Annotated in this window: 20 protein-coding genes; 4 read left to right on the top strand and 16 right to left on the bottom strand. The window is 70.4% G+C overall.

Going from position 1 to position 25,325, the window contains the following annotated elements:
- Window position 1: 1 nt before the first annotated feature.
- On the bottom strand, window positions 2-1,726 hold the full coding sequence (locus tag ACG04R_RS16910; RefSeq protein WP_394413148.1) for a type IV pilus assembly protein FimV: 1,725 nt from the start codon (window positions 1,724-1,726) through the stop codon (window positions 2-4).
- A gap of 101 nt (window positions 1,727-1,827) precedes the next feature.
- Here ACG04R_RS16910 and ACG04R_RS16905 point away from each other — a divergent pair, with 101 nt between their 5' ends.
- Together ACG04R_RS16905 and ACG04R_RS16900 are read left to right on the top strand one after the other, a co-directional pair.
- On the top strand, window positions 1,828-2,532 hold the full coding sequence (locus ACG04R_RS16905) for a Crp/Fnr family transcriptional regulator (RefSeq protein ID WP_394413145.1): 705 nt from the start codon (window positions 1,828-1,830) through the stop codon (window positions 2,530-2,532).
- 62 nt (window positions 2,533-2,594) lie between these two features.
- Window positions 2,595-3,668: a phosphotransferase gene (locus ACG04R_RS16900; protein ID WP_394413142.1), complete on the top strand. Its 1,074-nt coding sequence runs from the start codon at window positions 2,595-2,597 to the stop codon at window positions 3,666-3,668.
- Window positions 3,669-3,814: 146 nt separating this feature from the next.
- Here the strand turns inward: ACG04R_RS16900 and guaA are convergent, their stop codons facing one another.
- The 3 genes from guaA to guaB all read right to left on the bottom strand — a co-directional run bounded on the left by guaA (window position 3,815) and on the right by guaB (window position 8,182).
- Window positions 3,815-5,401, bottom strand: coding sequence for a glutamine-hydrolyzing GMP synthase (gene guaA, locus ACG04R_RS16895; protein ID WP_394413139.1), 1,587 nt, complete (start codon window positions 5,399-5,401; stop codon window positions 3,815-3,817).
- Between the two features lie 10 nt (window positions 5,402-5,411).
- Entirely contained in the window at window positions 5,412-6,611 is a 1,200-nt protein-coding gene (locus ACG04R_RS16890) for an MFS transporter (protein WP_394413136.1), read from the bottom strand.
- A 98-nt stretch (window positions 6,612-6,709) separates the two neighbouring features.
- Window positions 6,710-8,182, bottom strand: coding sequence for an IMP dehydrogenase (guaB, locus tag ACG04R_RS16885; RefSeq protein ID WP_394413133.1), 1,473 nt, complete (start codon window positions 8,180-8,182; stop codon window positions 6,710-6,712).
- Window positions 8,183-8,242: 60 nt separating this feature from the next.
- Here guaB and ACG04R_RS16880 point away from each other — a divergent pair, with 60 nt between their 5' ends.
- Window positions 8,243-8,749, top strand: coding sequence for a DUF4124 domain-containing protein (locus ACG04R_RS16880; protein ID WP_394413129.1), 507 nt, complete (start codon window positions 8,243-8,245; stop codon window positions 8,747-8,749).
- A 10-nt stretch (window positions 8,750-8,759) separates the two neighbouring features.
- Here ACG04R_RS16880 and ACG04R_RS16875 read toward each other — a convergent pair whose 3' ends face one another.
- Window positions 8,760-9,065 carry an RnfH family protein gene (locus ACG04R_RS16875; protein WP_394413126.1) on the bottom strand — a complete coding sequence of 102 codons (306 nt, stop codon included), beginning with the start codon at window positions 9,063-9,065 and terminating at the stop codon, window positions 8,760-8,762.
- Window positions 9,055-9,513 (bottom strand): type II toxin-antitoxin system RatA family toxin, encoded by a 459-nt coding sequence (locus ACG04R_RS16870; RefSeq protein WP_394413123.1) that lies wholly within the window; start codon window positions 9,511-9,513, stop codon window positions 9,055-9,057. Before ACG04R_RS16870 ends, ACG04R_RS16875 begins: the two co-directional genes overlap by 11 nt.
- 47 nt (window positions 9,514-9,560) lie before the next feature.
- On the opposite strand from ACG04R_RS16870, the gene smpB reads away from it, so the two are divergent.
- Entirely contained in the window at window positions 9,561-10,019 is a 459-nt protein-coding gene (smpB, locus tag ACG04R_RS16865) for an SsrA-binding protein SmpB (RefSeq protein ID WP_394413119.1), read from the top strand.
- Here smpB and ACG04R_RS16860 read toward each other — a convergent pair.
- The 10 genes from ACG04R_RS16860 to ACG04R_RS16815 form a co-directional block, all read right to left on the bottom strand.
- Window positions 10,016-11,203, bottom strand: a complete 1,188-nt coding sequence (locus ACG04R_RS16860) for a PLP-dependent transferase (protein ID WP_394413116.1) — start codon at window positions 11,201-11,203, stop codon at window positions 10,016-10,018. The two genes, smpB and ACG04R_RS16860, sit on opposite strands and share 4 nt — an antisense overlap.
- Complete coding sequence (gene rimO / locus ACG04R_RS16855) at window positions 11,203-12,600, bottom strand: 30S ribosomal protein S12 methylthiotransferase RimO (RefSeq protein ID WP_394413113.1); 1,398 nt, start codon at window positions 12,598-12,600, stop codon at window positions 11,203-11,205. The genes ACG04R_RS16860 and rimO overlap by 1 nt, the downstream gene beginning before the upstream one ends.
- 27 nt (window positions 12,601-12,627) lie before the next feature.
- Entirely contained in the window at window positions 12,628-13,173 is a 546-nt protein-coding gene (phaR, locus tag ACG04R_RS16850; protein WP_394413109.1) for a polyhydroxyalkanoate synthesis repressor PhaR, read from the bottom strand.
- Between the two features lie 79 nt (window positions 13,174-13,252).
- Window positions 13,253-14,029, bottom strand: coding sequence for a YfaP family protein (locus tag ACG04R_RS16845; protein WP_394413106.1), 777 nt, complete (start codon window positions 14,027-14,029; stop codon window positions 13,253-13,255).
- Window positions 14,026-14,805: a YfaP family protein gene (locus ACG04R_RS16840; RefSeq protein ID WP_394413103.1), complete on the bottom strand. Its 780-nt coding sequence runs from the start codon at window positions 14,803-14,805 to the stop codon at window positions 14,026-14,028. Before ACG04R_RS16840 ends, ACG04R_RS16845 begins: the two co-directional genes overlap by 4 nt.
- Window positions 14,802-16,442, bottom strand: a complete 1,641-nt coding sequence (locus tag ACG04R_RS16835) for a DUF2300 domain-containing protein (RefSeq protein WP_394413100.1) — start codon at window positions 16,440-16,442, stop codon at window positions 14,802-14,804. Before ACG04R_RS16835 ends, ACG04R_RS16840 begins: the two co-directional genes overlap by 4 nt.
- A gap of 164 nt (window positions 16,443-16,606) precedes the next feature.
- Window positions 16,607-21,196 (bottom strand): alpha-2-macroglobulin family protein, encoded by a 4,590-nt coding sequence (locus tag ACG04R_RS16830; RefSeq protein ID WP_394413097.1) that lies wholly within the window; start codon window positions 21,194-21,196, stop codon window positions 16,607-16,609.
- A complete protein-coding gene (locus ACG04R_RS16825) occupies window positions 21,193-21,825 on the bottom strand; it encodes a DUF1175 family protein (RefSeq protein WP_394413094.1) in 633 nt (210 codons plus the stop codon). The genes ACG04R_RS16830 and ACG04R_RS16825 overlap by 4 nt, the downstream gene beginning before the upstream one ends.
- Window positions 21,822-23,420 carry a DUF2138 family protein gene (locus ACG04R_RS16820; protein WP_394413091.1) on the bottom strand — a complete coding sequence of 533 codons (1,599 nt, stop codon included), beginning with the start codon at window positions 23,418-23,420 and terminating at the stop codon, window positions 21,822-21,824. Before ACG04R_RS16820 ends, ACG04R_RS16825 begins: the two co-directional genes overlap by 4 nt.
- Before the next feature lie 129 nt (window positions 23,421-23,549).
- Window positions 23,550-25,307 carry a hypothetical protein gene (locus ACG04R_RS16815; RefSeq protein WP_394413088.1) on the bottom strand — a complete coding sequence of 586 codons (1,758 nt, stop codon included), beginning with the start codon at window positions 25,305-25,307 and terminating at the stop codon, window positions 23,550-23,552.
- Window positions 25,308-25,325 lie beyond the last annotated feature (18 nt).

Genomic DNA, 25,325 nt, shown 5'->3' with positions numbered 1-25,325 from the left:
CTCAGGTCTGGCCGAACTGCGAGTCCAGCGGCAGCATCAGGTCCACGTCGTCGCTGCGCAGCCCCGCCTCGAAGAGGTCGCGCGCCACGCCGTACAGCATCAGCAGGTCACGGTAGGCCGGCAGGTCGAAGTGAGGCGCGCCGGGACCGGCCCCGCGGGACAGCAGCTCCTGCAGCATCTGCATCGCCGAACCCGCGTCGGCCCAGACGACCTGCAGGTGAGCGATGACACTGGCACTGGCATCCAGCGTGCGGCCACGCGACAGGCTCTGCGACCAAGCCGGCGCCTGCACACGGAAACGCTGCTCGAACTGCCGCGCCAGCTCCGCGAACACCTCGGGCTCGCCGCGCTGCTGGCAGAGTTCCATCAACAGCAGATAGGGCATCGCACCGACGTTGCCACGCGCCAGCCGGGCCGCCAGCAGGTCGGCCGCGGCCTCGTGTTGGCCGAGCAACTGCAGGAAATCGACCTGTTGCTGCAGGTCCAGCAACTCGTCGGCGACGGTCGGCCCGTCGGGCAGCGCGGGCGCCGCGGTGGCCTGCACGGGCAAGGGCTGTGTCGCCTGCATGGACATGGGCAGCCCCGGTTGCGTGGAAAGCCCAAACGACTCGGGAGCGATTGGCGCAGGCGGCCACGGCATGGGCCGCGGCTGAGGGCGAGTGGCCTGGTGCTGGCCTTCGTCCGGCAGCACGACAGCGTTGCCGATGACGGGTGGCGCCATGCCGGGCGAAGGAGGAGGCGGCAGCGGCACGGGGGCGGCCGCACCCTCGGCCGCGTGCAGCGCGCGCCAGTAGGCCAGTTCGCGGCGAGCACGGTCGTCGCGCCAGCGGCTGCCGTAGAACGCGATGGCGCCAGCCAGCAGGCTCAGGCCCAGCGTCAGCAGCCAGGTCACGGGATCGCGGTAGGGCGAGGCGTGCATCACAGGGGCCGGCGGCGGCGCAGGCGCAAACGCCTCGATGGGCGCGGACGCAGGCAGCGCGGTGGGCGCCGATGCGGCAGACGCCGCTGCAGCTTCCGCCTGCAGCCTCGCCTCCAGCTCGGCCCGCAACTCGGCGACCGTCTGTTCGAGCTGCGTGATCTGGGCCTCGAGCTCCGGTGTCACCTCCGGCGCGGGCGCGCTACCGGGAGCCGGCCGCTGCGGCGCTTGGCTGACGAGGATCTCCGGCCGTTCCAGCACCAGGCGGGGTCCGGTCGCCTTCGGCCTGGCGCGGGGACGCGGCCGAGCCGGCACGGGGCTGGCGTCGGCCACGGCACGCGGCTTAGGGTCCACCACCGGTAGTGGCGGAGCCGGCAGGAGTACGGGTGGCGGAGCCGTCACCGCGGCGGCACCGCCCGGAGGATCAATGAAGGCGTTGAACTCGCGCGTCAGCCGCAGCGGGCAGCCCAGCGCCAACGTGATGCGCAACGCCGGCTCGTCGATGCGCGCCAGGCTTTGCAGGCGGACACGCAACGAACCCGGGTCACCTTCGACGTGCATCTGCAACAGCCCGGCGGGCACGCGCGCATCGCCGGCCGAGACCTCGGCGCGGACGCAGCTGTCGGTCAGCTGCTCGCCATCTGCAAGATTCAGCGGGACGACGACGTCCAGCGGCTTGCCGAGCGCGGAGAGGATCTGGGGCCGGCCCAGCCCCATGGCCCCGACGCCCGTGGGCGACAGGCCGAGCAGCAGTGCCAAGGCGGGTGTGAGGGCACCCAGCAACGTCGGGCGCAGGGCCGGGAGGGGCATTGACTGCGGGCGGCTAGCGATGCGGTTGAACGAGAGGTGGAGACTGCGCGGGTCACTCTAGCATGGGGGCAACGCTTGACGGGCGGCACAATGCCCCCGACATGAACGCACTCGCCCTCACCCCCGAAGAACGCCAGCAGATCGACCAGGGTCCCTGGTTCTCCAGGCTGTCCGAGCCGCTGCGAAACGACATCCTGCAACGCGCCTTCGTGCGCCGGCTGGCCGACGAGACCATGCTGTCGCACCGCGGTGAGCCGGCCGAGGAGTGGTCGGCCGTCGCCAAGGGTGCCGTGCGCGTGAGCTCGGTGTCGCTGGCCGGCAAGCAGATCTCGCTGACCTATGTCGAGCCCGGCACCTGGTTCGGCGACATCGCGCTGTTCGACGGCCTGCCGCGCACCCACGACGCCTATGCTCACGGCGAGACCACGCTGCTGTGCGTGCGCAAGGCCGACTTCCGCGCCTTGCTGCAGGCCCACTCCGAGCTGTACGACGCGCTGCTGCGGCTGAACTGCCGCCGGCTGCGGCTGATGTTCGACATGATCGAGGACCTCAACACGCGCCCGCTGGCCGCACGGCTGGCCAAGCAGGTGCTGCTGCTGGCACGCTCCTACGGCGTGCAGGAGGGCGACGAAATCCGCATCGGCCTGCAGCTCGCGCAGGAGGACCTGGCCCAGTTGCTGGGCGCGTCACGCCAGCGCGTCAACCAGGAGCTCAAGGCCTTCGAGCGCGAAGGCGCCGTGCGCGTGGAGCCGACACGCCTGGTGGTGCTGAGCCGCGACAAGCTGCTGGCCGCCGCGTCACGCTGACGACACCCCCGCCGGCGAGCTGCTCGCAGAATGGAAAGTTCACCTCTCGCAGAACCATCTCCATGGAAGCATTCACCGGCACCCGTCCCCTTGCCCAGCCGCTGGACACGGCGGCCCTCGAAGCCTGGCTGAGCGCCCATGTGGACGGCTTTTCCGGGCCGCTGTCCATCGAGCAGTTCAAGGGTGGCCAGTCCAACCCGACCTACCTGCTGACGACGCCGGCCGCGAAATACGTGATGCGCAGCAAGCCGGCACCCGTGGCCAAGCTGCTGCCTTCAGCACACGCCATCGAGCGCGAGTTCCAGGTCATGGGCGCGCTGGCCGGTACCGACGTGCCAGTGCCGGCGATGCGCGCGCTGTGCGACGACGAATCGGTCATCGGCCGTGCCTTCTACGTCATGGAATTCATGCCCGGCCGCGTGCTGTGGGACCAGAGCCTGCCAGGCATGAGCAACGCCGGGCGTGCCGCCCACTACGACGAGATGAACCACGTCATCGCGGCGCTGCATCAGGTCGACTTCAAGGCCCGCGGGCTGGAGACCTACGGCAAGCCGGGCAACTACTTCGAGCGCCAGATCGGCCGCTGGAGCAAGCAGTACCTGGCCTCGGTCACCGAACCCAACCCGGCGATGGACGCGCTGCTGGCCTGGCTGCCGGCGCACATCCCGGCATCGGCGCGCGACGAGAGCGAGGTCAGCATCGTCCACGGCGACTACCGCATGGACAACGTCGTCTTCCACCCCACCGAGCCGCGCATCATCGCCGTGCTGGACTGGGAGCTGTCGACGCTGGGCCATCCGCTGGCGGACTTCAGCTACCACTGCATGAGCTGGCACATCCAGACCTCGGGCGCGGCTCGCGGCCTGGGCGGCGTGAACCTCGCAGAGCTGGGCATCCCTGCCGAGCGCGACTACGTGCAGCGCTACTGCGAACGAACCGGCCGAGCGGACGCCGGTGCCGTCATGGCCGACTGGAACTTCTACATGGCCTACAACATGTTCCGCATCGCGGCCATCGTGCAGGGCATCGCCAAGCGAGTCGTGGACGGCACGGCCTCCAGCGCGCAGGCGCGCGAGACTGCCAAGAGCGCCAGGCCGCTGTCGGAGCTGGCCTGGAGCTTCGCGCAGAAGGCCTGAACCCGGCCGCGGACGCGTGTCGCTGCACTGAATCGTCCCGGATTTCCTGGATACCCATGAGCCGCTAGGCCTGGCGTGACCCGTGAACTCAAATCGGGTTCATTCAAATCGCCGGATCGCCTTGGACGACTTGGCGCAACTTTGAATCATTCCCACTCGATGGTCGCGGGCGGCTTGCTGCTGACGTCGTAGGTCACGCGGTTGATGCCACGCACCTCGTTGATGATGCGGCCCGACGTGCGCTTGAGCAGCGAGTACGGCAGCTCGGCCCAGTCGGCGGTCATGAAGTCGCTGGTCTGCACGGCGCGCAAGGCCACGACGTAGTCGTAGGTGCGGCCGTCGCCCATGACGCCCACGCTCTTGACCGGCAGGAAGACGGCGAAGGCCTGCGACGTCAGCGCGTACCAGCTTTTTCCCGTGGCCGGGTCGATGGTGTTGCGCAACTCCTCGATGAAGATCGCGTCGGCGCGGCGCAGCAGGTCGGCAAAGTCCTTCTTGATCTCGCCGAGGATGCGCACGCCCAGGCCCGGGCCGGGGAACGGGTGGCGGTAGACCATGTCCTCTGGCAGCCCCAGCGCCACGCCCAGTGCGCGGACCTCGTCCTTGAACAGCTCGCGCAACGGCTCCAGCAGCTTCAGGCCCAGCGTCTCGGGCAGGCCGCCGACGTTGTGGTGGCTCTTGATCGTCGTGGCCTTCTTGGTCTTGGTGCCGCCACTCTCCACCACGTCGGGGTAGATGGTGCCTTGCGCCAGCCACTTCGCGTTGGAGAGCTTCTTGGCCTCGGCCTGGAAAACTTCGACGAACTCGGCGCCGATGATCTTGCGCTTGCGCTCGGGATCGGACACGCCGGCCAGCTTGCCGAGGAACTGCTCGCTGGCGTCCACGTGCACAACCTTGGCGTGCAGCCGGCCGGCGAACATCTCCATGACCATGCGACCTTCGTTCAGGCGCAGCAGGCCGTGGTCGACGAAGACGCAGGTGAGCTGGTCGCCGATGGCGCGGTGGATCAACGCGGCGGCCACCGACGAATCGACGCCGCCGGACAGACCCAGGATGACCTCCTCGTCACCGACCTGCTCGCGGATCTTGGCGACGGCCTCGTCGATGTAGCTGCCCATCTGCCAGTCGCCCTTGCAGCCGGCGATATCGCGCACGAAGCGGCGCAGCATGGCGCCCCCCTGCACGGTGTGCGTGACCTCGGGGTGGAACTGCACGGCGTAGAAACCGCGCGCCTCGTCGGCCATGCCGGCGATGGGGCAACTGGGCGTGGAGGCCATCAGCTTGAAGCCCGGCGGCAACGCAGCGACCTTGTCGCCATGGCTCATCCAGACCTTCAGCATGCCGTGCTTCTCGGTGGTCTCGAAGTCCTGAATACCCTCCAGCAGCTTGGTGTGGCCATGCGCCCTCACCTCGGCATAGCCGAACTCGCGGTGGTCGCTCCACTCGACGCTGCCACCCAGCTGCACGGCCATGGTCTGCATGCCGTAGCAGATGCCCAGCACCGGCACGCCGGCGTCCCACACCGCCTGCGGCGCGCGCAGTTCGTGGTCTTCGTAGGTGGACGCGTGGCTGCCCGACAGGATGATGGCCTTGGGCGCGAAGCGCTTCACGAACTCATCCGACACGTCGTTCGGATGGATCTCGCAGTACACGGCCGACTCGCGCACGCGGCGTGCGATGAGCTGCGTGACCTGGGAGCCGAAGTCGAGGATGAGGACCTTGTCGTGTTGCATGGCGCGTCTTTCAGGCCGGCTGGGGCGCCGGCTGGGTACGGAAGAATCGGAGGGTGACAGCCAAGGCTGCGGCTTGCAGCGCGGCGCAGGTATAGAAGGGCAGCCCCATCAGCAGGTCGCCGGCCGGGCGGTGCGACACCTGGGCCAGCAAGGTCAGGCCCAGCAGGGGCGCGAGGACGGCCATCAGGCTGTTGAGCGACGAGACGGCGCCCATGGCCCGCCCCTGATGGGCGCTGCCGGCGGCGTTGGAGATGAAACTCTGCAGGGCTGCGGCACCGACGCCGCCCAGCAGGTTGAGCCCGATGACGACATACATCATCCAGCCCTCGGTGGCGAGGCCGAAGCCCAGGTAGGCCAGCGACGCGGACGTCATGCTGACCAGCGCCAGCCGCTGCGGGCTGAAGCGCTTGAGCAGGGGCTTGAGCAGCACGCCCTGGCTGATGACGGATACGATGCCCACCGCGAGCAGCGACCAGCTGACGGCCAGCGGCCCCCAGCCGAAGCGGAACTTGGTGTAAAGCACCCAGGTGTTGTGCAGCGTGAACTGGGCCAGCGACGACAACGCGATGACCGCCACGAGCGGCCCGACGCCTTGCAGAGCCGCCAGGCCGCGCAGCGTGCTCACCGGGTTGGCCTTCTTCCAGTCGAAGGGACTGCGCCGCTCCCGCGGCAGCGACTCCGGCAGCACGAAGAAGCCGTAGCACCAGTTCAGCACCGCCATCGAGCCAGCCGCGAAGAAGGGCCAGTGCACGTCGTAGTGGCCCAGCCAGCCTCCGATGACCGGCCCGAGGATGAAGCCGATGCCGAACATCGCGCCGAGCTGGCCGAAGCGACGAGCCCTGTCCTCGGGCGCCGAGATGTCGGCCACGTAGGCATTGGCGATGGCGATGTTGGCCTGCATTGCGCCGGAGAACAGCCGCACGACGACCAGCATCCACAGCGCCGTGGCCGTCGCCGTCACGAAGAAGCTCAGCGCCAGGCCAGCGAAGCCAATCAGCAGCACGGGCCGGCGGCCGAAGCGGTCCGACAACGCGCCCAGCACGGGCGAGCCGAAGAAGTTGGCGATGCCGAAGGCCATCGTCACCATCAGGTAGGCCGAGGTCTGCTCGTCGTTGCCGTGCGTGAAGGTGCCCACGATGTGCGGCAGCACCGGCACCATCAGGCCGATGGAGATCATGTCGATCAGCACGGCGGCCATGATGAAACCCATGGCGGGAGTGCGTTTCGGTGCTTGGCTCATCGTGGTTCTGAAATGAGAAGCGGGGCGATGTCGCGTCGCCCCGCCTTCGGTCAACGGCCGGGAAGGCCTCAGCCCGCGCTGCGGTAGTTCGGCGCTTCCTTCGTGATCTGCACGTCATGGACATGGCTCTCGCGCATGCCCGCCGTCGTGATCTCGACGAACTCGGCCTTGTTCTGCATGTCGGCGATGGTGCCGCAGCCGCAGTAGTGCATGGACGCCTTCAGGCCGCCGGCCATCTGGAAGATGACCTGCACGACCGAACCCTTGTAGGGCACCTGACCCTCGATGCCTTCAGGCACGAGCTTGGACGTGTTGGGGTTGTTGGCCGACGTGTCCTGGAAGTAGCGATCCGCGCTGCCCTTGGCCATCGCGCCCATGGAGCCCATGCCGCGATAGCTCTTGAAGGTGCGGCCCTGGTAGAGCACCGTCTCGCCCGGGGCTTCTTCGGTGCCGGCAAAAGCGCCACCCATCATGACGCAGTCGGCGCCCGCGGCGATGGCCTTGGCCAGGTCGCCCGAGTAGCGCACGCCGCCGTCGGCGATGACCGGCACGCCGGTGCCCTTGAGCGCCGTCACGACGTTGTCGATGGCCGTGATCTGCGGCACGCCCACGCCCGCGACGATGCGCGTCGTGCAGATGGAGCCAGGGCCGATGCCAACCTTGACGCCATCGGCGCCCGCCTCGACCAACGCCAGCGCCGCGGCGCCGGTGGCGATGTTGCCGCCGATGACATCCACGTTCGGGAAGGCACGCTTGACCCAGCGCACGCGCTCCAGCACGCCAGCGCTGTGGCCGTGAGCCGTGTCGACGATGATGGCGTCCACGCCGGCCTTGACCAGCAGTTCGACGCGCTGCTCGGTGTCTTCACCGAAGCCGACCGCCGCGCCGACGCGCAGGCCGCCGTGGCTGTCGCGGGCGGCGTTGGGGAAGCTGGTCTGCTTGGTGATGTCCTTCACGGTCATCAGGCCGCGCAGCTCGAAGGCATCGTTGACGACGACGACGCGCTCCAGCTTGTGCGTGTGCATCAGCGCCTTGGCCTGGTCCAGCGAGGCACCTTCCTTGACGGTGATGAGCTTCTCGGCCGGCGTCATGATCTCGCGGACCTTGGCGTCCATGCGCGTCTCGAAGCGCACGTCGCGGCCGGTGACGATGCCGACGACCTTGCGGCCTTCGACGACCGGGAAGCCCGAGAAGCCGTTCTGGTGCTGCAGATCGAGGACGTCACGCACCGTGGCATCCGGGCTGACCGTCAGCGGCTCGCGGACGACGCCGCTCTCGTAGCGCTTGACCCGGGCCACCTCGCGCGCCTGGGCTTCCGCCGACAGGTTCTTGTGCACGATGCCGATGCCGCCTTCCTGCGCCAGCGCGATCGCGAGGCGGGCCTCGGTCACGGTGTCCATCGCGGCGGACACCAGCGGCAGGTTCAGGGGAATGTTGCGCGACAGACGGGTCGCAAGGCTGGTGTCGCGGGGCAACACCTGAGAGAACGCCGGCACCAACAGAACATCGTCGAAGGTGAGCGCTTTGCCAAGAAGGCGCATGAGGAAAGCTCCAGACGCAAAGCGGCATTATAGAGAGGGGGCCGCGGCTACACTTTCCGGATGCGCAACAAGCCCTTTTTCATCGCCCTGGTCGGCCTGGCTCTTGCCGCGTCCGCTCAGGCCCAGTGGAAGTGGAAAGACGCGAAGGGCAACGTCCAGTACAGCGACCGCCCACCGCCGTCCGGCACGCCCGACAAGGACATCCTGCAACGCCCTGCCAACGCGCCGGCGCAGATCAGCGTTGTGCCGGCCGGCCAGGCCGCGAATGCCGCTGCCTCCGCGCCGCCGCCCGCCGCCAGCGGGCCGACCAAGGCCGAGCAGGAGGCTGCCGCCCACCAGAAGCAGGACAAGGACCGCGAGGCCGCCAAGCAGAAGGAAGAGGCGCGCCGCATCGCCGAGCAGAAGCGCGAGAACTGCGGCCGCGCCCAGGCCAACCTGCGCGATCTGCAGAGCGGCATCCGCATCACCCGCACCAACGACGCCGGCGAGCGCGTCTTCATGGATGACGCCCAGCGCCAGGCCGAGGTGGAGCGCACGCGCGGGCTGATCGCCAGCGAATGCAAGTAACCCTGCCGGGTCAGCCGCTGCCGGCCTTGGGCCGGTGGCGCGACACGATGCGCTCGCCGCGCTTGGCGTAGCGCTGCCGGCGAGCCTCCTTCGGGTCGACCGTCAACGGGCGGTAGACCTCGATGCGGTCACGCTCGCGCAGTGCCGTGTCCAGCGGCCTCTCGCGCCCCCAGATGCCGACGCGCAGCTCACCAGGCGGCTGGGCGAACTCGGCGCAGCCACGCAGGGCAGTCGCAATCGTGGCGCCCTCCTCCACCTCCAGCCAGCGGTGCTGCACGTCGCCAGCCCGAGGGCTCCAGACCAGCTCAACGCGCACCGTAGAGGCTTTCCGCGCGCTGCACGAAGCTGTCGACGAAGGTGTTGGCGATGCGGTCGAACACGGGGCTGACAACGGCCTCCAGCGCACCGCTGCTGAAGGCGTAGTTCAGCTCGAACGCGATCTTGCACGCCGTCGGCTCGCCGGTGGTGCCGGGCTTGTTCAGCGGCAGGAACTGCCACAACCCGTCCAGATGCGAGAACGGGCCGTCGACCAGCTGCATGTGCACGCTGCGGCCGGCCTCGTTGCGGTTGCGCGTCGTGAAGGCGTGGCGCACGCCCGCGTAGGCCAGGTGCAGCTTCGCCGTGACGGTGTCGCCCTCGCGGGCCGGCACCTCGACCTTGTTGCACCAGGGCAGGAACTCGGGATAGCGCTCCACCTGGGTGACCAGCTCGTACATCTCCTGCGGCGTGTACCAGAGCAGAACGGACTTTTTGACCTGCTTCATAGAATGACGGGATTGTAAGAAGGCCCCAAGGCCCCACCTCTGACCCCATGTCCATCGCCGAGAACCGCCGCGCCCGTTACGACTACCACATCGAAGAGCAATTCGAGGCCGGCGTGGTGCTGTCGGGCTGGGAGATCAAGGCCATCCGCGCCGGCCAGGTGCAGCTGACCGATGGCTACGTGCTCATCAAGGACGGCGAGCTGTTCCTGATCGGCTGCCGCATCAACGCGCTGCGCAGCGCTTCAACCCACGTCACGCCCGAGGCTGACCGCACGAAGAAGCTGCTGATGCACAAGGCCGAGATCAAGCGCCTGGTCGGCAAGGTCGAGCAACGCGGCTTCACGCTGGTGCCGCTGAACCTGCACTACAAGGGCGGCCGCGTGAAGGCCGACATCGCGCTCGCCAAGGGCAAGGCCCAGCACGACAAGCGCGAGACCGAGAAGAAGCGGGACTGGGAGCGCGAGAAGGGGCAGCTGATGCGCCACAAGGTGTCAGCCAAGGGCTAACCCAGAGCCGACAAGGCCTGTTCGATGTCGGCCTGCAGGTCGGCACCGTCTTCCAGGCCGATCGCAAAACGCACCAGCGTGCCGCCGTTGAACGGCAGTGGCAGGTCGCGGCTGCGGCTCATGTCGTAGGGCACGGCCAGGCTCATCGGGCCGGCCCACGAGTAGCCGATGCCGAAGAGCTGCAGCGCGTCGACGAAGGCGTCGACCTGGCGCGCGCTGTACTCGGGCTTGAACACGGCCGAGAACAGGCAGGCCGCGCCCGAGCCGCCAACGGCCAGCCAGTTTTCATGGCCCGGCGAGCCCGGCAGCGCGGGGTGGAAGACCCGCGCGACCTCGGGCCGGCCGGCCATCCAGCTCGCGAGCGCGCGCGTCACGCGGTCCTGCGCCTCGTAGCGCAGTTGCAGCGTCGGCAGGCCGCGCAGCACCAGTTCCACGTCGTTCTGGCCCAGGCCGTAGCCCAGGTGTTCGTGGGCGTGGTTGAGCCGGTCGTGCAGCTTGCGGTCACGCGTGCAGACCGAACCCATCAGCACGTCGGCGCCGCCACTGGGGTACTTGGTCAGCGCCTGCATGACGATGTCGGCCCCCAGGCCCGGGTGCGTGGTCGGCGCCGGCTCGAAGCCGTTGAAGGCAAGACCCGCGCCCCAGGTGTTGTCCAGCGCCGTGACGACGCCGCGCGCGCGGCAGGCGGCCAGCGTGCCCAGCAGGTCCGGGAACTCCAGCGTGATCGAACCCGCCGCCTCCAGCCAGACCAGCCTGGTGTTGTCGCGCAGTTCGGGCACCGTCAGCGGGTCGTAGAAGCGGTGCGTGACGCCCCACTGCGGCAGCCACGACTCGGTCAGGTAGCGGTTCTGGCCGTAGACGTTGTCCGGCACCAGCACCTCGTCACCGGGCCGCAGGATGGCCAGCGACGGCAGCGTCACCGCGGCCAGGCCGCTGGGCACCAGCAGGCAGTGCTCGGCGTGCTCCAGCGTCGCGAGGCGCGCAGCCAGCGTGTAGCTGGTGGGCGTGCCGTGCAGGCCGTAGCGGTAGGTCAGGCCATCGCGCGGCCGTGGCTTGTGCAGATCGGCCGTGTCCTTGAAGAGCACGGTTGACGCCTTCGCCACTGGCACTGGCACCGCAGCCCAGCCTTCTGGTGCGCGGTACGGGTGATGGATCAGTTCAGTCGACGGCGCGCGCTTGCTCATCAGACCAGGCTCGCCACCAGGTCGTGGCCGTCGGCCGCCACGATGCGGGCGCGCACGAAGTCGCCCACCTTCATCGTCTTGCTGGCCTTCTCGGGCGGCAGGATCTTCACGGTGCCGTCGATCTCGGGCGCGTCGGCGTAGGAACGGCCCACGCCCCCCTTGCGGCCCAGCGCCGGGGCGGAATCGACCAGCACCTGCATCGTCTGGCCCACACGGGCCTGCAGCTTGGCGGCGGACACGGCTTCAGCCACGGCCATGAAGCGCGCACGGCGCTCCTCGCGCACCTCGGCGGGCAGCGCGCCGGGGATGTCGTTGGCGCTGGCGCCCTCCACCGGCGAATAGGCGAAGCAACCGGCGCGGTCGATCTGCGCTTCCTGCATGAAGTCCAGCAGGTACTGGAACTCGGCCTCGGTCTCACCAGGGAAGCCGGCGATGAAGGTCGAGCGGATCACCAGTTCCGGGCAGGCCTCGCGCCAGCGCAGGATGCGCTCCATGTTCTTCTCGCCGTTGGCCGGGCGCTTCATGCGCTTCAGCACGTCGGGGTGGGCGTGCTGGAAGGGCACGTCCAGATACGGCAGCACCAGGCCCTGGGCCATCATCGGCAGCACCTCGTCCACGTGCGGGTACGGATAGACGTAGTGCAGGCGCACCCAGGCGCCAAACGGCTTGGCCAGTTCGCCGAGCTGCGCGACGAGGTCCAGCATCTTGGTCTTGACCGGCTTGCCGTCCCAGAAGCCGGTGCGGTACTTCACGTCCACACCGTAGGCCGACGTGTCCTGGCTGATGACCAGCAGCTCCTTCACGCCGCTCTCGAACAGCGCGCGGGCCTCGTTCAGCACGTCGCCGATGGGGCGGGACACGAGATCGCCCCGCATGCTCGGGATGATGCAGAACGAGCAGCGGTGGTTGCAGCCCTCGCTGATCTTCAGATACGCGTAGTGCTTGGGCGTCAGCTTGATGCCGTAGCTGGGCACCAGGTCGACGAAGGGGTCGTGCGGCTTGGGCACATGCGTGTGCACCGCGTCCATGACCTCCTGCGTGGCATGCGGGCCGGTCACGGCCAGCACGCTGGGGTGGATCTCGCGCACCAGGCTGCCGGCGTCGGCGCTGGCGGCGCCGGCCTTGGCACCCAGGCAGCCCGTCACGATGACCTTGCCGTTCTCGGCCAGCGCCTCGCCAATGGTGTCCAGGCTTTCCTTGACGGCGTCGTCGATGAAACCGCAGGTGTTGACGATCACCAGGTCGGCGCCGGCGAAGGTCTTGGAGGTTTCATAGCCCTCGGCGCGCAGTTGCGTGAGGATCAGTTCGGAGTCGGTCAGGGCTTTCGGGCAGCCCAGGGACACGAAGCCGATCTTGGGCGCGGCGGCCGGAGCGGCGAGGGTGGCGGATTCGTTCATCGCCGTATTTTCGGCGATGTCACGGAATCAGGGTTTCTTGCTCCCCGGCGGCGTGCCGAACGGGAACATCACGCCGGCATTTTTCAACTGTTCCTGCCACTGGTTCATCAGGTTCTTGGACTGCTCGGCGTAGCCACCCATCAGGCCGGTCCAGGCATCCGGGCTGAACGGCGAGCCGGGCGTCTGCTCGGTGAAGCGCTGCTGCATGTCCGTGAAAGCCTGCATCTGGCGCTCCAGCAGGCCGCCCATGACGCCCTGCATCGCGCCGCCGTAGAAGCGGATGATCTGGGCCAGCGAGTTGGTCGAGAACATCGGCACGCCGCCGGTCTCTTCCTCCAGGATGATCTGCAGCAGGATGGAGCGCGTCAGGTCTTCGTGGGTCTTGGCGTCGTGGACCTCGAAGTCGATGCCATCCAACACCATCACCTTCACGTCGGCCAGCGTGATGTAGCTGCTGGTCTGCGTGTCGTAGAGGCGCCGGTTGGGGTACTTCTTGAGGATGCGCACGCCGGGCTTGGCATCGCCAGCCGAAGTGCCTTCTGTGGATGCCGCTTTCTTGCGGGCAGTCGCCATTCGGGGATCTCCTGTGCAGTGCAGCAAATTCTAGGCAGAGCCCGCCGGTCGCCCTGGACGGGTTTACCTGAGTGTGCACTCAGCTGCGCAGGAAGGTTCGTACCAGTTGCAAATCCCCGATCTTGCGCATCGGCACGGTGAAGGTCTCGCGGCGTTCGGCGCCGGTGTTCTCGTCGTAGACCAGCGTGACGCGGGCCGTGATGACGGGCTTCTGGCGCGTGGACTCGTCGAAGTGGTAGCCCGACGGGCCGAAGTTGCCCCAGTAGTTCACGTAGACGCGGTAGGTGCCGGGCAGCGGCGCGGCCATGGAGAACATCTCGGGGCCGGCACCGTCGACGCTGTCGACGTCCAGACCGCCGCCGTTGGCGAGGATGGGGGCGGCGAAGAAGGCGTGGCCGCCATCGGGCGTCAGCACGTGCAGGTCCAGCTCGGCCTGCGGGTCGTCCCAGGCCAGGATGATGCGGACCTGGGCGCGCGTCTTGGTCGTGTTGTTGTCGTAGAACTGCACGCGCTGCAGCGTCTTGCCGTCGGAGCTGCGCAGCTCGATGCCGTTGCTGCCGGGGCCGAAGGCGTAGGGCCGGGCAAAGCGGCCCTGCTCGTCGTGCTGCAGCGGCATCGCGTTGCCGTTGACGACCAGCGTGGGCGGCTTGCGGCCGGCCTTGTCGAAGCTCTTCAACCGCCCCTCGATCAGCGTGCGGCCGCGCTGGCCGCCACGGTCGATGAGATTGTTGGGGTAGGCGTACTCGAGGCGACGGTCGGTCTCGATGAGGCCGCTGTGCGTCCAGCCACCCGCGGGGCGGTCGATGTCCGCGGCGCTCGCGGCGCCTGCCAGTGCGAGGAGGAAGAACGCTTTCATGGGATCACGAAGGACGAGACCAGCGTCAGCTCGCCCGGCTTGCGCATCGGCACGCGGAACACGCGCTGCTTCTCGCGCGGTGTGCCCTCGTTCTCGATGACGGCGATCTGCGCGATGGTGATGGCACCGCGCTCCTGGCCGGCGCCGTAGTAGTTCACGTAGACGTTGTAGATGCCCGGCAGCGGCGCCGGGTTGGCGTAGATCTCGGGGCCGAAGCCGGTCGTCACGTCCACGTCCAGCGCGCCGCCGTTGCCGGCCACGCGGTTGCCGTACCAGACGTGCTGGCCGTCAGGCGAGACGACGTGCAGGTCGAGGTCGGTCTGGTCGGTGTCCCAGCTCAAGGCCACGCGCAGGCGCGGCGTGGCGCGGGCGGCGTTGGCCTCGTAGAACTGCACGCGCCGCTCCGGCGCGCCGGGGCCGCCGGGCGCCCGCACGCTGACGCCATGGGAACCCGGCCCGAACGACCACGGCCGCGCGAACGCGCCGCCCTCGCGCACGTCCAGCGGCAGCGCGACGCCGTCCACCACCAGCCGTGCCTGCTCGCGCGTGGACTTGGGCGCAGCGGCGATGTCGCCCTTGATGCGGCCGGAGATCAACGCACTGGCAGCGATGCCCTCGGTGTTGACGTTGGCGGCCGGGTAGTGGACGGGCTGGACAAAGTCGTTGCTGCTCGACGCGCTGGCGCGCCAGCCGCCGTGCGGCGTGTCCAGCACGGGGCGGTCGGCGGCCTGGGCGGCGGCGCAGACCAGCAGGGTCAGGGCGAGGAAGCGGTTCATAGGTCTGCGAGTTGCTGCGCCAAGCGCTCGATGTCGTTCTCGTCCTGGCCGCGCGGATGGCGGCGGAAGGCCAGGTGCAGGTATTCGTGGATCAGCGTCACGCGGCCGTCGCGCGTCTGCCATTCACGCAGCCAGACGCGGCTGCGGCGCACATCCGCGTGCGGCGTGCCGGCCTGCAGCAGGCAGACCTGCGGCGGCGCGTCCAGCGGCTCGTAGCCGACCTCGCGGCGCAGACGGCGCTCCCAGCGCGGCTGGCGCTCGGTGAGCCACTGCGCGGCCAGCGGCAGCAGCTCGCAATCGCCCTCGCCTTGCCAGCCGGCCAGCGTCGCGCTCGGGAAGGCCTGGCGCAGCAAGGCCTCCATGCCCTGCCCTGCCCGGCTCGCCGCCACCGCCTCGCGCCAGCCCAGCAGGTGGGCCTCGTCGCGCTCCAGTGCGTAGCGCACGGGCATGCCGCGCAACACCAGGCCAGCCGTGAACGCCGCGGCGGCGCGCGCTGCCGGGCTGGGCGGGAGCGGGCTGACACGCTGCGCGCGGCTGTCGTCGTCCACGGCCAGGCAGCCCTGCGACGGCGCCGCGTTCTGCTGCAGCCAGCTGCGCGCGGCGATGGCCAGCGCCTGGGCGGCCGTGGTCTCGGTGGCCACGCCTTCGCGGTCAACGACGCGGGCCACGTAGGCCTCCAGCGTCATCCGCGCCTGCAGCCGCGGCGCCGTGGGCGAGCCGGTCAGCAGCAGCCCCGGCTGGGACGGAATCATCAGCGACTGGCCGTTGGCGAACTGCAGCGTGTACGGGCCCGCCTCGGTCAGCGGGCCGCGGGCGGCGGGCTGGTCGTTGCGCCGGAGTACCCGGGCGAGCGGGTAGCGCGCGAAGAAGCGCACGTCCACGCAGGGCTGGGCCTGCAGCGCCGCGGCATCGGGTTCGACGGACAGCAGCCCGCCGTCCCGCCAGCCCTGGACCACACGAACAGCATCCCGCCGCATGACCTGCTGCCCGGTGCCGGGGCCGCCGATCCAGAACGGCGTGCCGTCGGCCAGCCAGCCGGCACTGCCGCCCCAGCGCTCGCCGCCCGCGTCGGTCCACGACCAGGTCTTGAAGCGCGGGCCGCTGCCCAGCGTGTCCAGCAGCCCCGGCTCGCGCAGCGTGTTGGGCAGCAGCGCGTCGCGCGCGGCGAGACGGGCGGCGTCGGGCATGCGCTGCAGCGCCTCCAGCAGCGCCGGCACGGGTACCGTGGTGGCCGGCTGCAGAGCAGGCAATGACTGCAGCCAGGCCGGTGCCTGGCGGTCGACCCAGAAGCGCTGCCAGGCTGCGGCGTTGATCGCCAGGCGCCTCGGCTCAAAGTAGGCACCGCAGGACCGCTGCAGCGCCGCGTCGCGGCCGATGCTCTCGCCGGGGTCGCAGCAGTACTCCTCGCCGGGCTCCCGTTTGGCGACGCCGCAGCGGTAGACGGGCTCCCGCGCGCCGGTGGCGGTGAGGTAGCCGTAGACAAACAGCTTCCACGTGCTGCCCAGCGGCACCTGCGCCGGCAGCTTGGCGCCGATGGATGTCATGAGCACGCCGTTGGGCGCGCGCCAGGCGAGCTGCGGGATCGGTGCCGCAGTCGCACCCGCTGTGGCCAGCACGGCAGCGGCGAAGGCCACCATAGGCGCTCGTGATCTCACGGGCCGAGCGCCGGGCCGCTCCCAAGCCGGCCCGTCTTGGCGATGTGCTTGCGGCTCGATGCCGCAAGCATCGCCGTCCCCTCGGGGGACCGACCAGGCTCGCCTGCGTTCAGCAGCGCGAGATTGGGTGAGGGGCTCACACGTCATCAGCGCACTTCGACGACCGCCCAGCCCTTGCCGGCTTCCAGCGCCTTGGCCTCGGGCTCGTACATGCGGTACAGCCGCGCCGGCGGCAGCTGGAAGCGGCCGCGCTGCGAGAAGCGCACGAGGTGGCGCAGCGTCAACGCCTGGCCGGCCGGCAGCACGTCCACCGGCACGGCATAGCCCTGCGATGTCGGCTGGTGCTGGGCGCGCTCCAGCGGCGTGCCGGTCTTGCCGTCCTGCACGTCCAGCCCCCAGGTGCCGCTCTCGACCGCGGCGCCCGGCGGCAAGGCCACCTCCAGCAGCGCGCGGTGCAACGGGCCGCCGGACTGCAGCGTCAGCGCATCGAGGTAGAGCGTGTTGGTGTCCAGCGTGCTGCCGGGCTTGACCGGCTCCAGCTTCACGCGCGAGCGGCCGCTGGGCGGCTGCGGGTCACCCTTGGCCGGCTCGGCGGGCTTCTCGATGACGACGCGGTAGAGCTGGCGCTCGATCTTGGCGGGCAACGCCGGGGACGGACCGGCGTCGCTGCTGTCGAACGCGACGTAGGCCCACTTCGCGCCACCACCGGCTTCCAGCGTGGCCGGGCGGGGCGAGCCAGGTCGCAGCGTCCACTGCGGCTGGCCGACGCTGCCGGCTGCAGCCACCCAAGGCGACGCCAGCGTGCCGGCGCCCGACACGCCGCCAGGCACGCCGCCCAGCGCCTTGTGCAGCCAGACCAGCGACTGCGCGCGATCGAAGGTCGGCTGCTCGCCGCGCACCTGGGCCAGCACGGCCTGCGGTGCGGGCGCGCCGGGGCGGCGGGTCAGCGCGAGCAGGCTTTGCGCCAGCGGCGCGGGCGAACCGGCCAGACGACCGGCGGCGGCATCGGCAGCAGCCCGCGCAGCTGCCGAGGCACGCGGGCCGGCCGTGTAAGTGGCCAGCACAACGGCCACGTCGCTCGCACCCGGCGCCTCGTCCACCATCGCCAGGCTGACGCCGGAACGCGCCGCACCGGCGTCGGCCTTCGCACCGGCCAGCTCCTCCAGCAGTGCGTCGACCATGCTGCCCACCGGCAGGCCCATCTCGGCCATCCAGTGCAGCGCCAGCGCGCGCTGCAGCGGCGGCTGCTTCACGCCGTCCTTGGCGTAGACGTCCAGCAGTCGCTCCCAGTGCGAGGCCGGCAGCGTCGCGCGCAGCGCCTGCGTGGCGCGCCAGTCGGCGTAGTAGGCGTAGGCGGTCAGGAAGGCATCGGGCTGCATGCCACGGCCCCACCAGCCGAAGCGGGCCTCGGGGCCGGCCATCTGCGCCAGCGCGAGGCGCGCGGTGGACAGGCGCTGCGTCAGCTGCGGCGCCAGAGGCTGCTGCGCGGCCGACAACGACTGCAGCGCGAGGCTCAGCGGCAGCATGCGGCTGGCCGTCTGCTCGACGCAGCCGTAGGGATAGTCGACGAGATCGTCCACCCAGCGGCTGAACGCGCCAGCGGCCGGGTCGGTGGCCAGCGTCACGCGCACGTTGCGCGCATCGGCGGGCAGCGCGAGCTGCGCGGCGCCGGCCGACAGGTCCAGCACCAGCTCGCGCGGGCTGCTCCAGCCGACGGGCACGCGCTTGATGCGCTGCGCCAGCGTGTCGACAACCTTGCCATCGGCGCGCAGCGTGATGGTCAGGTCCTGCGCGCCCAGCGCCTCGGCCTTCAGCGGCAGCGTCACGAAGTTGGCGCCGGGCTTGAGCGTCAGCTTGCCCTGCTGCTGCACACCGGCGCCCTGCGCCGTCCACTCCACGCTGCCGGGCTGCTGGCCCTGGTTGAACAGCGCCAGGCTGGCGTCGGCCTGGTCGCCCAGGCGCTGCCAGTCGGGACTGGTCCACTTCGCGTAGAAGGCCTTGTCGCTGCGCACCCAGGCGGTCTGCTGGCCCACCAGCCCGTTGGCCGCCATCGCGCGGCCGGTCAGGCGCCAGCGGGTCAGCGAGTCGGGCATGCGGAACGTGAAGCGCGCCTTGCCGGCGGCGTCGGTGTGCAGGCGCGGCTCCCAGGCGGCGGTGTCGACGTTGTCGCGACGCGGGCGTTCCAGCACCTTGACGGCGCGCTGCGGTTCGCCACGCCGGCCGGGCAGCTCACCGAGCTTGCGCGTGGCGAGGTCATAGCCGATGAAGTTCAGCGACACGCTGGTGCGCACGTTGTTGCGGCGCGGGTGGAAGAAGAAGTCGTCGATGCTGGGCGCGATCTCGGGCTGCAGCACGTAGATCATTTCGTCGACGACGCCGACGGCCACGTCCGCAGCCACTGGCTGGCCCGCCACCGTCGCGCTGACTTCCACCGTCACCTGCTCGCCCGGCGCATAGACCGGCTTGTCGGTCTTGAACGCCAGCGCCACGCGCGGCTGCTCGACGATCAGGCCCTGGTTCTGGAACACGCTGTCGCCGTGCTTCGCGTAGGCCACCGAGAACGCCACGTTGGGCGCCATCTCCTCGCGCACCTTGACGCGCACCTTCCACTGCGTGGGGCCGACGCGCTCGGTCGTGAAGCCCTCACCGCCCGTGGTCAGCAGCGCGGCCGCGTCGACGCGTTCGCGCTCCAGCGTGACGAGGGCTTGCTCCACCGCTTCGGGAAAGGTCACAAGCGCCTCGGCCGTGTCGCCGGCGGCATAGCGCGTCTTGTCGAACACGATGCCGATGCTGCCGGTCGGCACCTTGAGGCCGTCGCCGGTCACGAAGTGGCTGCTGGCCGCGACGATGCGGTGCTGGGCGTCGCGCAACGTCACGGTGTACGAGCCGGGCTGCGGGAAGCTCAGCGAGACGGCGTTGCCGGAGGGCACATCGCCGCTGCCGGTCTTGCGGTCTTCCAACCGCACCCACTCCCACTTGACCGGCGCGGCCGGCGGCGTGGCGGTGGCGCGGCGGCTGGGGCTCCAGCGGAAGGCCGTCGTCTGACCCGGCTTGGAGAACTGCCGCTCGGGCGTCAGCAGCCAGCCGGCCGCGCCGCGCTCCACGAGCAGCTCGCGCGTGGAGCGCACGCGGTAGGCGGCGCCGTCGGTGGCGAGCACGGTCAGCACGTAGCGGCTGGGCTTGTCGGCGGCCGGCAGCGTGAACTTGGCCTGGCCGCCCCCATCGGTCTGCAGCTCGGTCTGCTGCAGCTTCAGCGCGAAGGCGCCGGCGTCGTCCAGTTCGCCCTCCACCATTGCCAGCACCTGGGCGCGGGCGGTCAGCGACAGATTGGCGTTGGCCACCGGCTTGCCGTCCGGGTAGCTCAGCTGCAGCTTGCCGGTGACGGCCTCGCCGGTGCCGAAGTCGGCCTTGTCGGGCAGCCACTGGATCTCGAAGTGCGGCTTCTGATAGTCGGCCACGCGGAAGGCCGCCGTGTAGCTGTCGTCGCGCAGCGTCATCAGCAGCTCGTAGCCGCCGGCCGCCGCGTTGTCGGGCAGGCGGAAGGCCGTGTCCGCGCCACCGGTGGCGGCAGCGAACTTCATCGTCTGCGTGGCGACGACCTGGCCGGCCGGGTCACGCGCCGTCAGCGTCATGTCGCCATCGGCCAGAGCGACGGATTCGCGCGCATTCTTGAACTCGCGGCCCGTGACCTTGACCTTCACCTCGTCGCCGGGCCGGTACAGCGGCCGGTCGGTCGTCGCGTAGACCTTGGCGTTGTAGATCTCGCTGTCGTAGTAGAAGTTCTCGGAGATGAAGACGCCGCCGGCCGGGTCCTGGCCGAAGACATAGGTCTGCTCGGGCGCCGACGGGCGCTCCAGGCGCAACAGGCCTTGCGCGTCGGCCGTGCCGCTCTTCAGCACGCCGACGCCGTCGGTCCACACCACCTGCGTGGCGGGCACGGCGGCGCCCGTGGCGCGCTGCGCGCTCCACACCAGCATCTGCGCGCCGGACACCTTGGTCAGCGCCAGCGTGTCGCTGACGAACAGCAGCGTCGTCGCGCGGTGCTGGCCGGCGATGGCTTCGACGAGATACAGCCCGGGCTTCAGCGCGCCCAGCGGCACGAAGACGTTGCCCTGCGTCGGCGTGATGAACTCGCTGCTGCTGCCTTCCAGCTTCAGGTCCTTCGGCGGCGCGATGGGCTTGGCCAGGTGCAGCGGGTAGCGGAAGCGCTGCACCACCGGCAGGCCCGGCAGCGGCTTGAACTGCAGCGGCTCCTCGAAGGTGGATGGCTGGCGCAGCGTCTTGGGCGTCTTCAGCGCCGGTGCCTGCTCGGTGACGGCGCGGCGTGCATCGCCCGAGAACAACTTCTGCCACGCGATGCGCGCCTTCACGACCCAGCTGTCCCACAGATGGGTCAGCGTGTTGGCCAGGCCTTCGCCGACGGGCTTGTTGTCGACGACCACGCGGTGCAGGTTGCGCTGCTTCTGCAGGAAGGCCAGCGGCTCGGGCACGCGGTAGAGCACAAGGTCCACGCCGCCGACATTGGCCAGGCTCTCAGGCGCGTTCATCTCCAGCCGCACCTGGGCCGGCTGGTTGCTCGCGAAGGTGGCGTCGGACAGCAGGAAGAATGGCTCGCCGGTGAAGGCCGAGTGGTAGTTCTCCAGCGGCGGCTCCTGGTCGGCCGCAAAGGCGTGGGCTGCCAGCGCCAGGGCCAGCAGCGCCAGCCACTTCAGGGGGTGAAGCGTTCGGAAGTTCATGCCAGGAAGTCCAGCCGGTACAGGCCGACGAAGTTCGGGTTGTCGCTGCTCGGGCGCCAGCGGGTGTCGGTCCAGGCCATCAGCTGCGATGGCGCCAAGGCCCGCAGGCCGTTGTCGCCCGGCAGCACACGGCCGGTGTGGTACGCGATGTAGCGGCCCATCCAGACCATCAGGTGCTGGTCGTCGCCGAAGTCGTAGAACAGCAGGTCGGCACCTTGAGCCTGCGCCAGCTGCTTGCCGACAAAGCGCGTGTTGGCCTGCACCAGGTCCAGCGCCGAGACAAAGGCGCCCTGCGAGCCGTCGGCGCGCTTCCACGCGTTGCGCCAGCCGGCCGCGGCCTTGTCATCGACATCGGGCGGCAGGCGCTGCCCCATCAGGCCCATGGACTGGCGCCAGGCCAGGTCGTGCGGGCGCAGGCTCTCGCCGACCGCGAAGCGCACGAGGCCGGCGCAGTCGCGGTGCGTCCAGCGCGGCGTGGGGCCTTGCTCGACCTGGGCGTGGATAAGCAGCGTGATCCAGTCGCGCAGGTGGCGGCTCTGCGTCGGGTCCAGTCGTGCCGGCTCGGCAGCGGCCCAGCCAGGCAACGCAAGCGCGGCAGCGGCCTGCAGGAAGCGGCGGCGCGGCGTCATGGCGTGGCGCTGACGGGCTGCCAGCGCAGCGCCGTCCAGCCGTTGGCATCGCGCGCACCGGCCGGCACCGCCTGCGCGGCCGGCAACTTGCCGAACGAGGCCAGGCGCGGGAACAGCAGCGTCTCGGCGGCCTGGCGGAAGTCGCCTTGCTCCACCGGCAGCACGGCCAGCGCCTCACGGCGCATCAGCTCGGCGATCTGCGAGGGCGTGGCCGTCGCGATGGCTGCCTTGGCGCCCGCACCCAGCGTGTCGGCCACACTGGGGAAGCGGCGCGCGATGGCGTCCTCGGCCTTGGCGACGAGCGCGGCGTCCGGCGAGAACAGCCACCAGTCGCCGGCACGGCGAAAGGCCATCTCGTAGCCGACGTCCTCGCCTTGTTTCTTGGCACCGTAGGGCGCGTCGACGATGGCCGTCTTGTCGCCGGGCGACCAGGCGGCCTGCTTGGGCAGCCACCACTGCATGAAGGCCTGCAGCGTCTGCGCGCTTGGCGCCGGGCCACTGGCATGGGCCACCAGCAGCGGCGTGTGCAGCTGCGACGCGCCGTACCAGCAGATGGCCGCCGGGCCGTCGAAGGCACGCGCCATCTCGGCCAGCGCCGGGCCCGCGTCACCCGCCTTGGGCTTGCCGTCGGCGCCCGCCAGCACCTGGCGCGCCTGCACCCAGTTGACAGGCAGCGCCGCGCAGGCCGCGGCCTGAGCCGGCAGCGCCGCCCACGGCGACGCGGGCCAGTCGCTGCCCTGCTTCACCCAGGTGTTCAGCGCCGTGCCGCCCGGTGCCACATCCACGCGCAGGGCCTGCAGCGCGGGGAAGAAACGCTGGTAGCCCAGCGCCAACAGGTCGCCGCCCGCCACCAGCGTGTGGGCCGCACCGGGCGCATCGGACAGCGCGAAATGGCGGCGCCACAGGCCCTGGTCCTTCGCGTCGCCAGACAGCAGCGAGCCCAGCACGGCGGCGGCCTCGCGGTCGGGCTTGCGCGCGTCGTCAAACAGCAGGCCGGGATCGGACAGCACGACGACCCGGTTTCCGCGCGATGCGATGGCCAGCGTGCGACGCGGCGACAGCTGCAGCGCATAGACCGGCACCGTCTCGAACGAGAACGTGGCCAGCGGCACGTTGGCGATCAGCGTCAGCTGCGCGTCCGACGCGGCGATCTGGCCCACCCCCTGGATGACGCGGGCCAGCGCGTCGCGCGTCATGGCCAGCGCCCAGTGGCGCGCGGCGCCCCGTTTGTCGGCCCACAGCGCCACCTCGCTGGGCTGGTCCAGCGCGAGCGCGATGAGGTCGTCCTTCCACGTCGTGTCGTGCTCGAAGGCCACGCGCTTGACGGCGCCCGCCAGGCCGAGACGGTCCTCGTGGGTCTCGTAATAGAACGCGAAGTCCTCGGTCAGCAGATTGCGCAGCACCGGCGCCTTGACGAGGTCGCGCGACAGCGCCGTCAGCGACGGCGTGGCCACGTAGGCCGCAGGTTCGTCCAGCGCCACGCCCAGCGCGTTGATGTGGCCGCTGAAGCGCCCGCGAGCGCCCAGCATCACGGCGCCGGCCGCGACCACCGCCACCGTGGCCAACCCGGCCACGACCATCCATTTGCGTTGCACCGCCTGCCCTCCCCTGAGTCGCAGACGGCGCTGCTGCCCTCTGCGGCGAGGCACTCTAGCAGCGGGTCGACGGGGGGCCGACCGGAAATATCTCCCTAGGTCTGTCGCCTGAATCAGGCAGGCAGCCGCTCATTTCCCGCCGGGGCAGGCCAGCACGCGGCGCATGCACTGGACCGGCCCCAGCCACAGCGCGACCCACCAGCTCGCCAGCACCCACGCGTCGCGCAGCGCATCCCCTTCCGCCAGCTCGCGGGATGACGCCAGCATCATGGCTGCCACCAGCGCGGCCGGCGCCAGCCACAGCACCAGCGCGACCAGCGCGCGCCCGAACTGGCGGCCCGTGCGCCGTGGCACGGCGCCGCGCAGCGACAGGGCCGCGCAGGCCAGCAACCAGCCGGCCAGGAACGGCGCGTGCGCGCTCTCCGCCCCGGCCACGACACCGGTGATCAGCACGCCCAGGATGGCGACGATGACGCAGATGCGCGCCCGCACGACGTTCACGACCAGGCAGGCCGTCAGCAGGTGCGGCGCGACGTAGTACAGCGCGATGGCCAGCGAGGCTGCGCCCCCCTTGAGCGCGCCCGACCCGGTCGAGGCGCCCAGGCACAGCACCAGCGCAGCGAACGGCAGCACGGGCAGCAGCGTCGTCACGATCAGGATGACGAACGTCCCGGGACGGGACAGGCGGCCGATGCACAGCGGCACGTCGTGGCAACGCCAGACCAGCGCGATGCCCAGGCACAGGTAGAGCAGCCCGCCAAACAGCAGCGCCAGGAGGCTCACGTCGTTCTGCGCCGCCATGAGACCACCGGCCAGCACGCAGATCAGCGTCGACAGCAGCAGCATGCGCAGCGGCCACAGCGCCCACCAGGCCGGGCGGCTGCGCAGCTGGTAGTCCTCCAGCCGCCCCGCCAGCGGCAGCCGCGGCCAGCGCGCCAGGCTCCGCAGGCTGGCCAGCGCCGGCCCCAGCCAGCGCCGCTCCGGCGGCCTGCGCGGCTGCGACATGACGACCAGCGCCGCCCAGAACAGCGGCAGCAGCGCCAGCGCCACCATGTGGTTGGCGAGGGCGCTCGGCCAGTCATGTGCGTCCAGTTGCTCACGCACGCCGGCGTACTGCAGCGGCCGCTCCAGCGACAGGCGGATGAAGTCGTACGCGCCGGACTCCACCGTCGGCGCGTCGGCGCCGCCGCAGGACACGTGCTGGCCGGCCAGCGCAGCGGCCAGGGCTTTTTCGTCCAGGCTGCCGACCAGGCGGTTCCTGTGCAGCAGGTCGTTGAGCCGCTCGGCGGCGCTCGCGGCCGTCAAGGCGGCGGGCCAGCCTGCGCAGGCCGGCGCGGCGCCCGGCTGCACCGGCTGCAGGTGGACCAGGCTGTCCTGCAACGCGGCGAGCTGGCGAACCAGCTTCGCGTCCTCGGCACTGAAGGCCTCGACCTGGCGGCGCATGACGACCTGCTGGAAATGATCGGCTGGCCACGCCAGCGCGACCACGACACCCAGCGACAGGGCCAGCGTCGCCAGCCGCTGCCGCGGGCGTTCGCCAGCGTCGCGGTAGGCCGCCATGCGACGCGTGACCAGGATGAACACCGCCAGCGTGAGTGCCCAGGCGTAGGCCAGCGGAACGGCATGGAACTGCAGGTCGCCGTCCCACAGCGTGGCCGTCGGCAGTTGGAGCGCCGCCCAGCCCGCGATGACGTGCCCGGCCAGCGCCAGCAGCAGCAGCGTGGTAGGCCGCGCCCGCCACAGCAGCGGGTAGTTCAGCAGCAGCCAGCGCGAGACGCCGCGGCGCGATACGGCGGCCAGTGCCGCGACATGGTGATCGCGCCCCTCGGCCACCGGGGCAGCCACGGTCGGCCGCACGAAGGGATGTCGCCTGGCCAGCAGGGGCATGTCGAGCTCGCTCCGGGC

The organism is Pelomonas candidula, from assembly GCF_043555985.1.
Lineage (GTDB): Bacteria > Pseudomonadota > Gammaproteobacteria > Burkholderiales > Burkholderiaceae_C > Pelomonas > Pelomonas candidula.
Note: the sequence above shows the minus strand (reverse complement) of the source record. Positions and strands in the feature narration are given on the sequence as shown.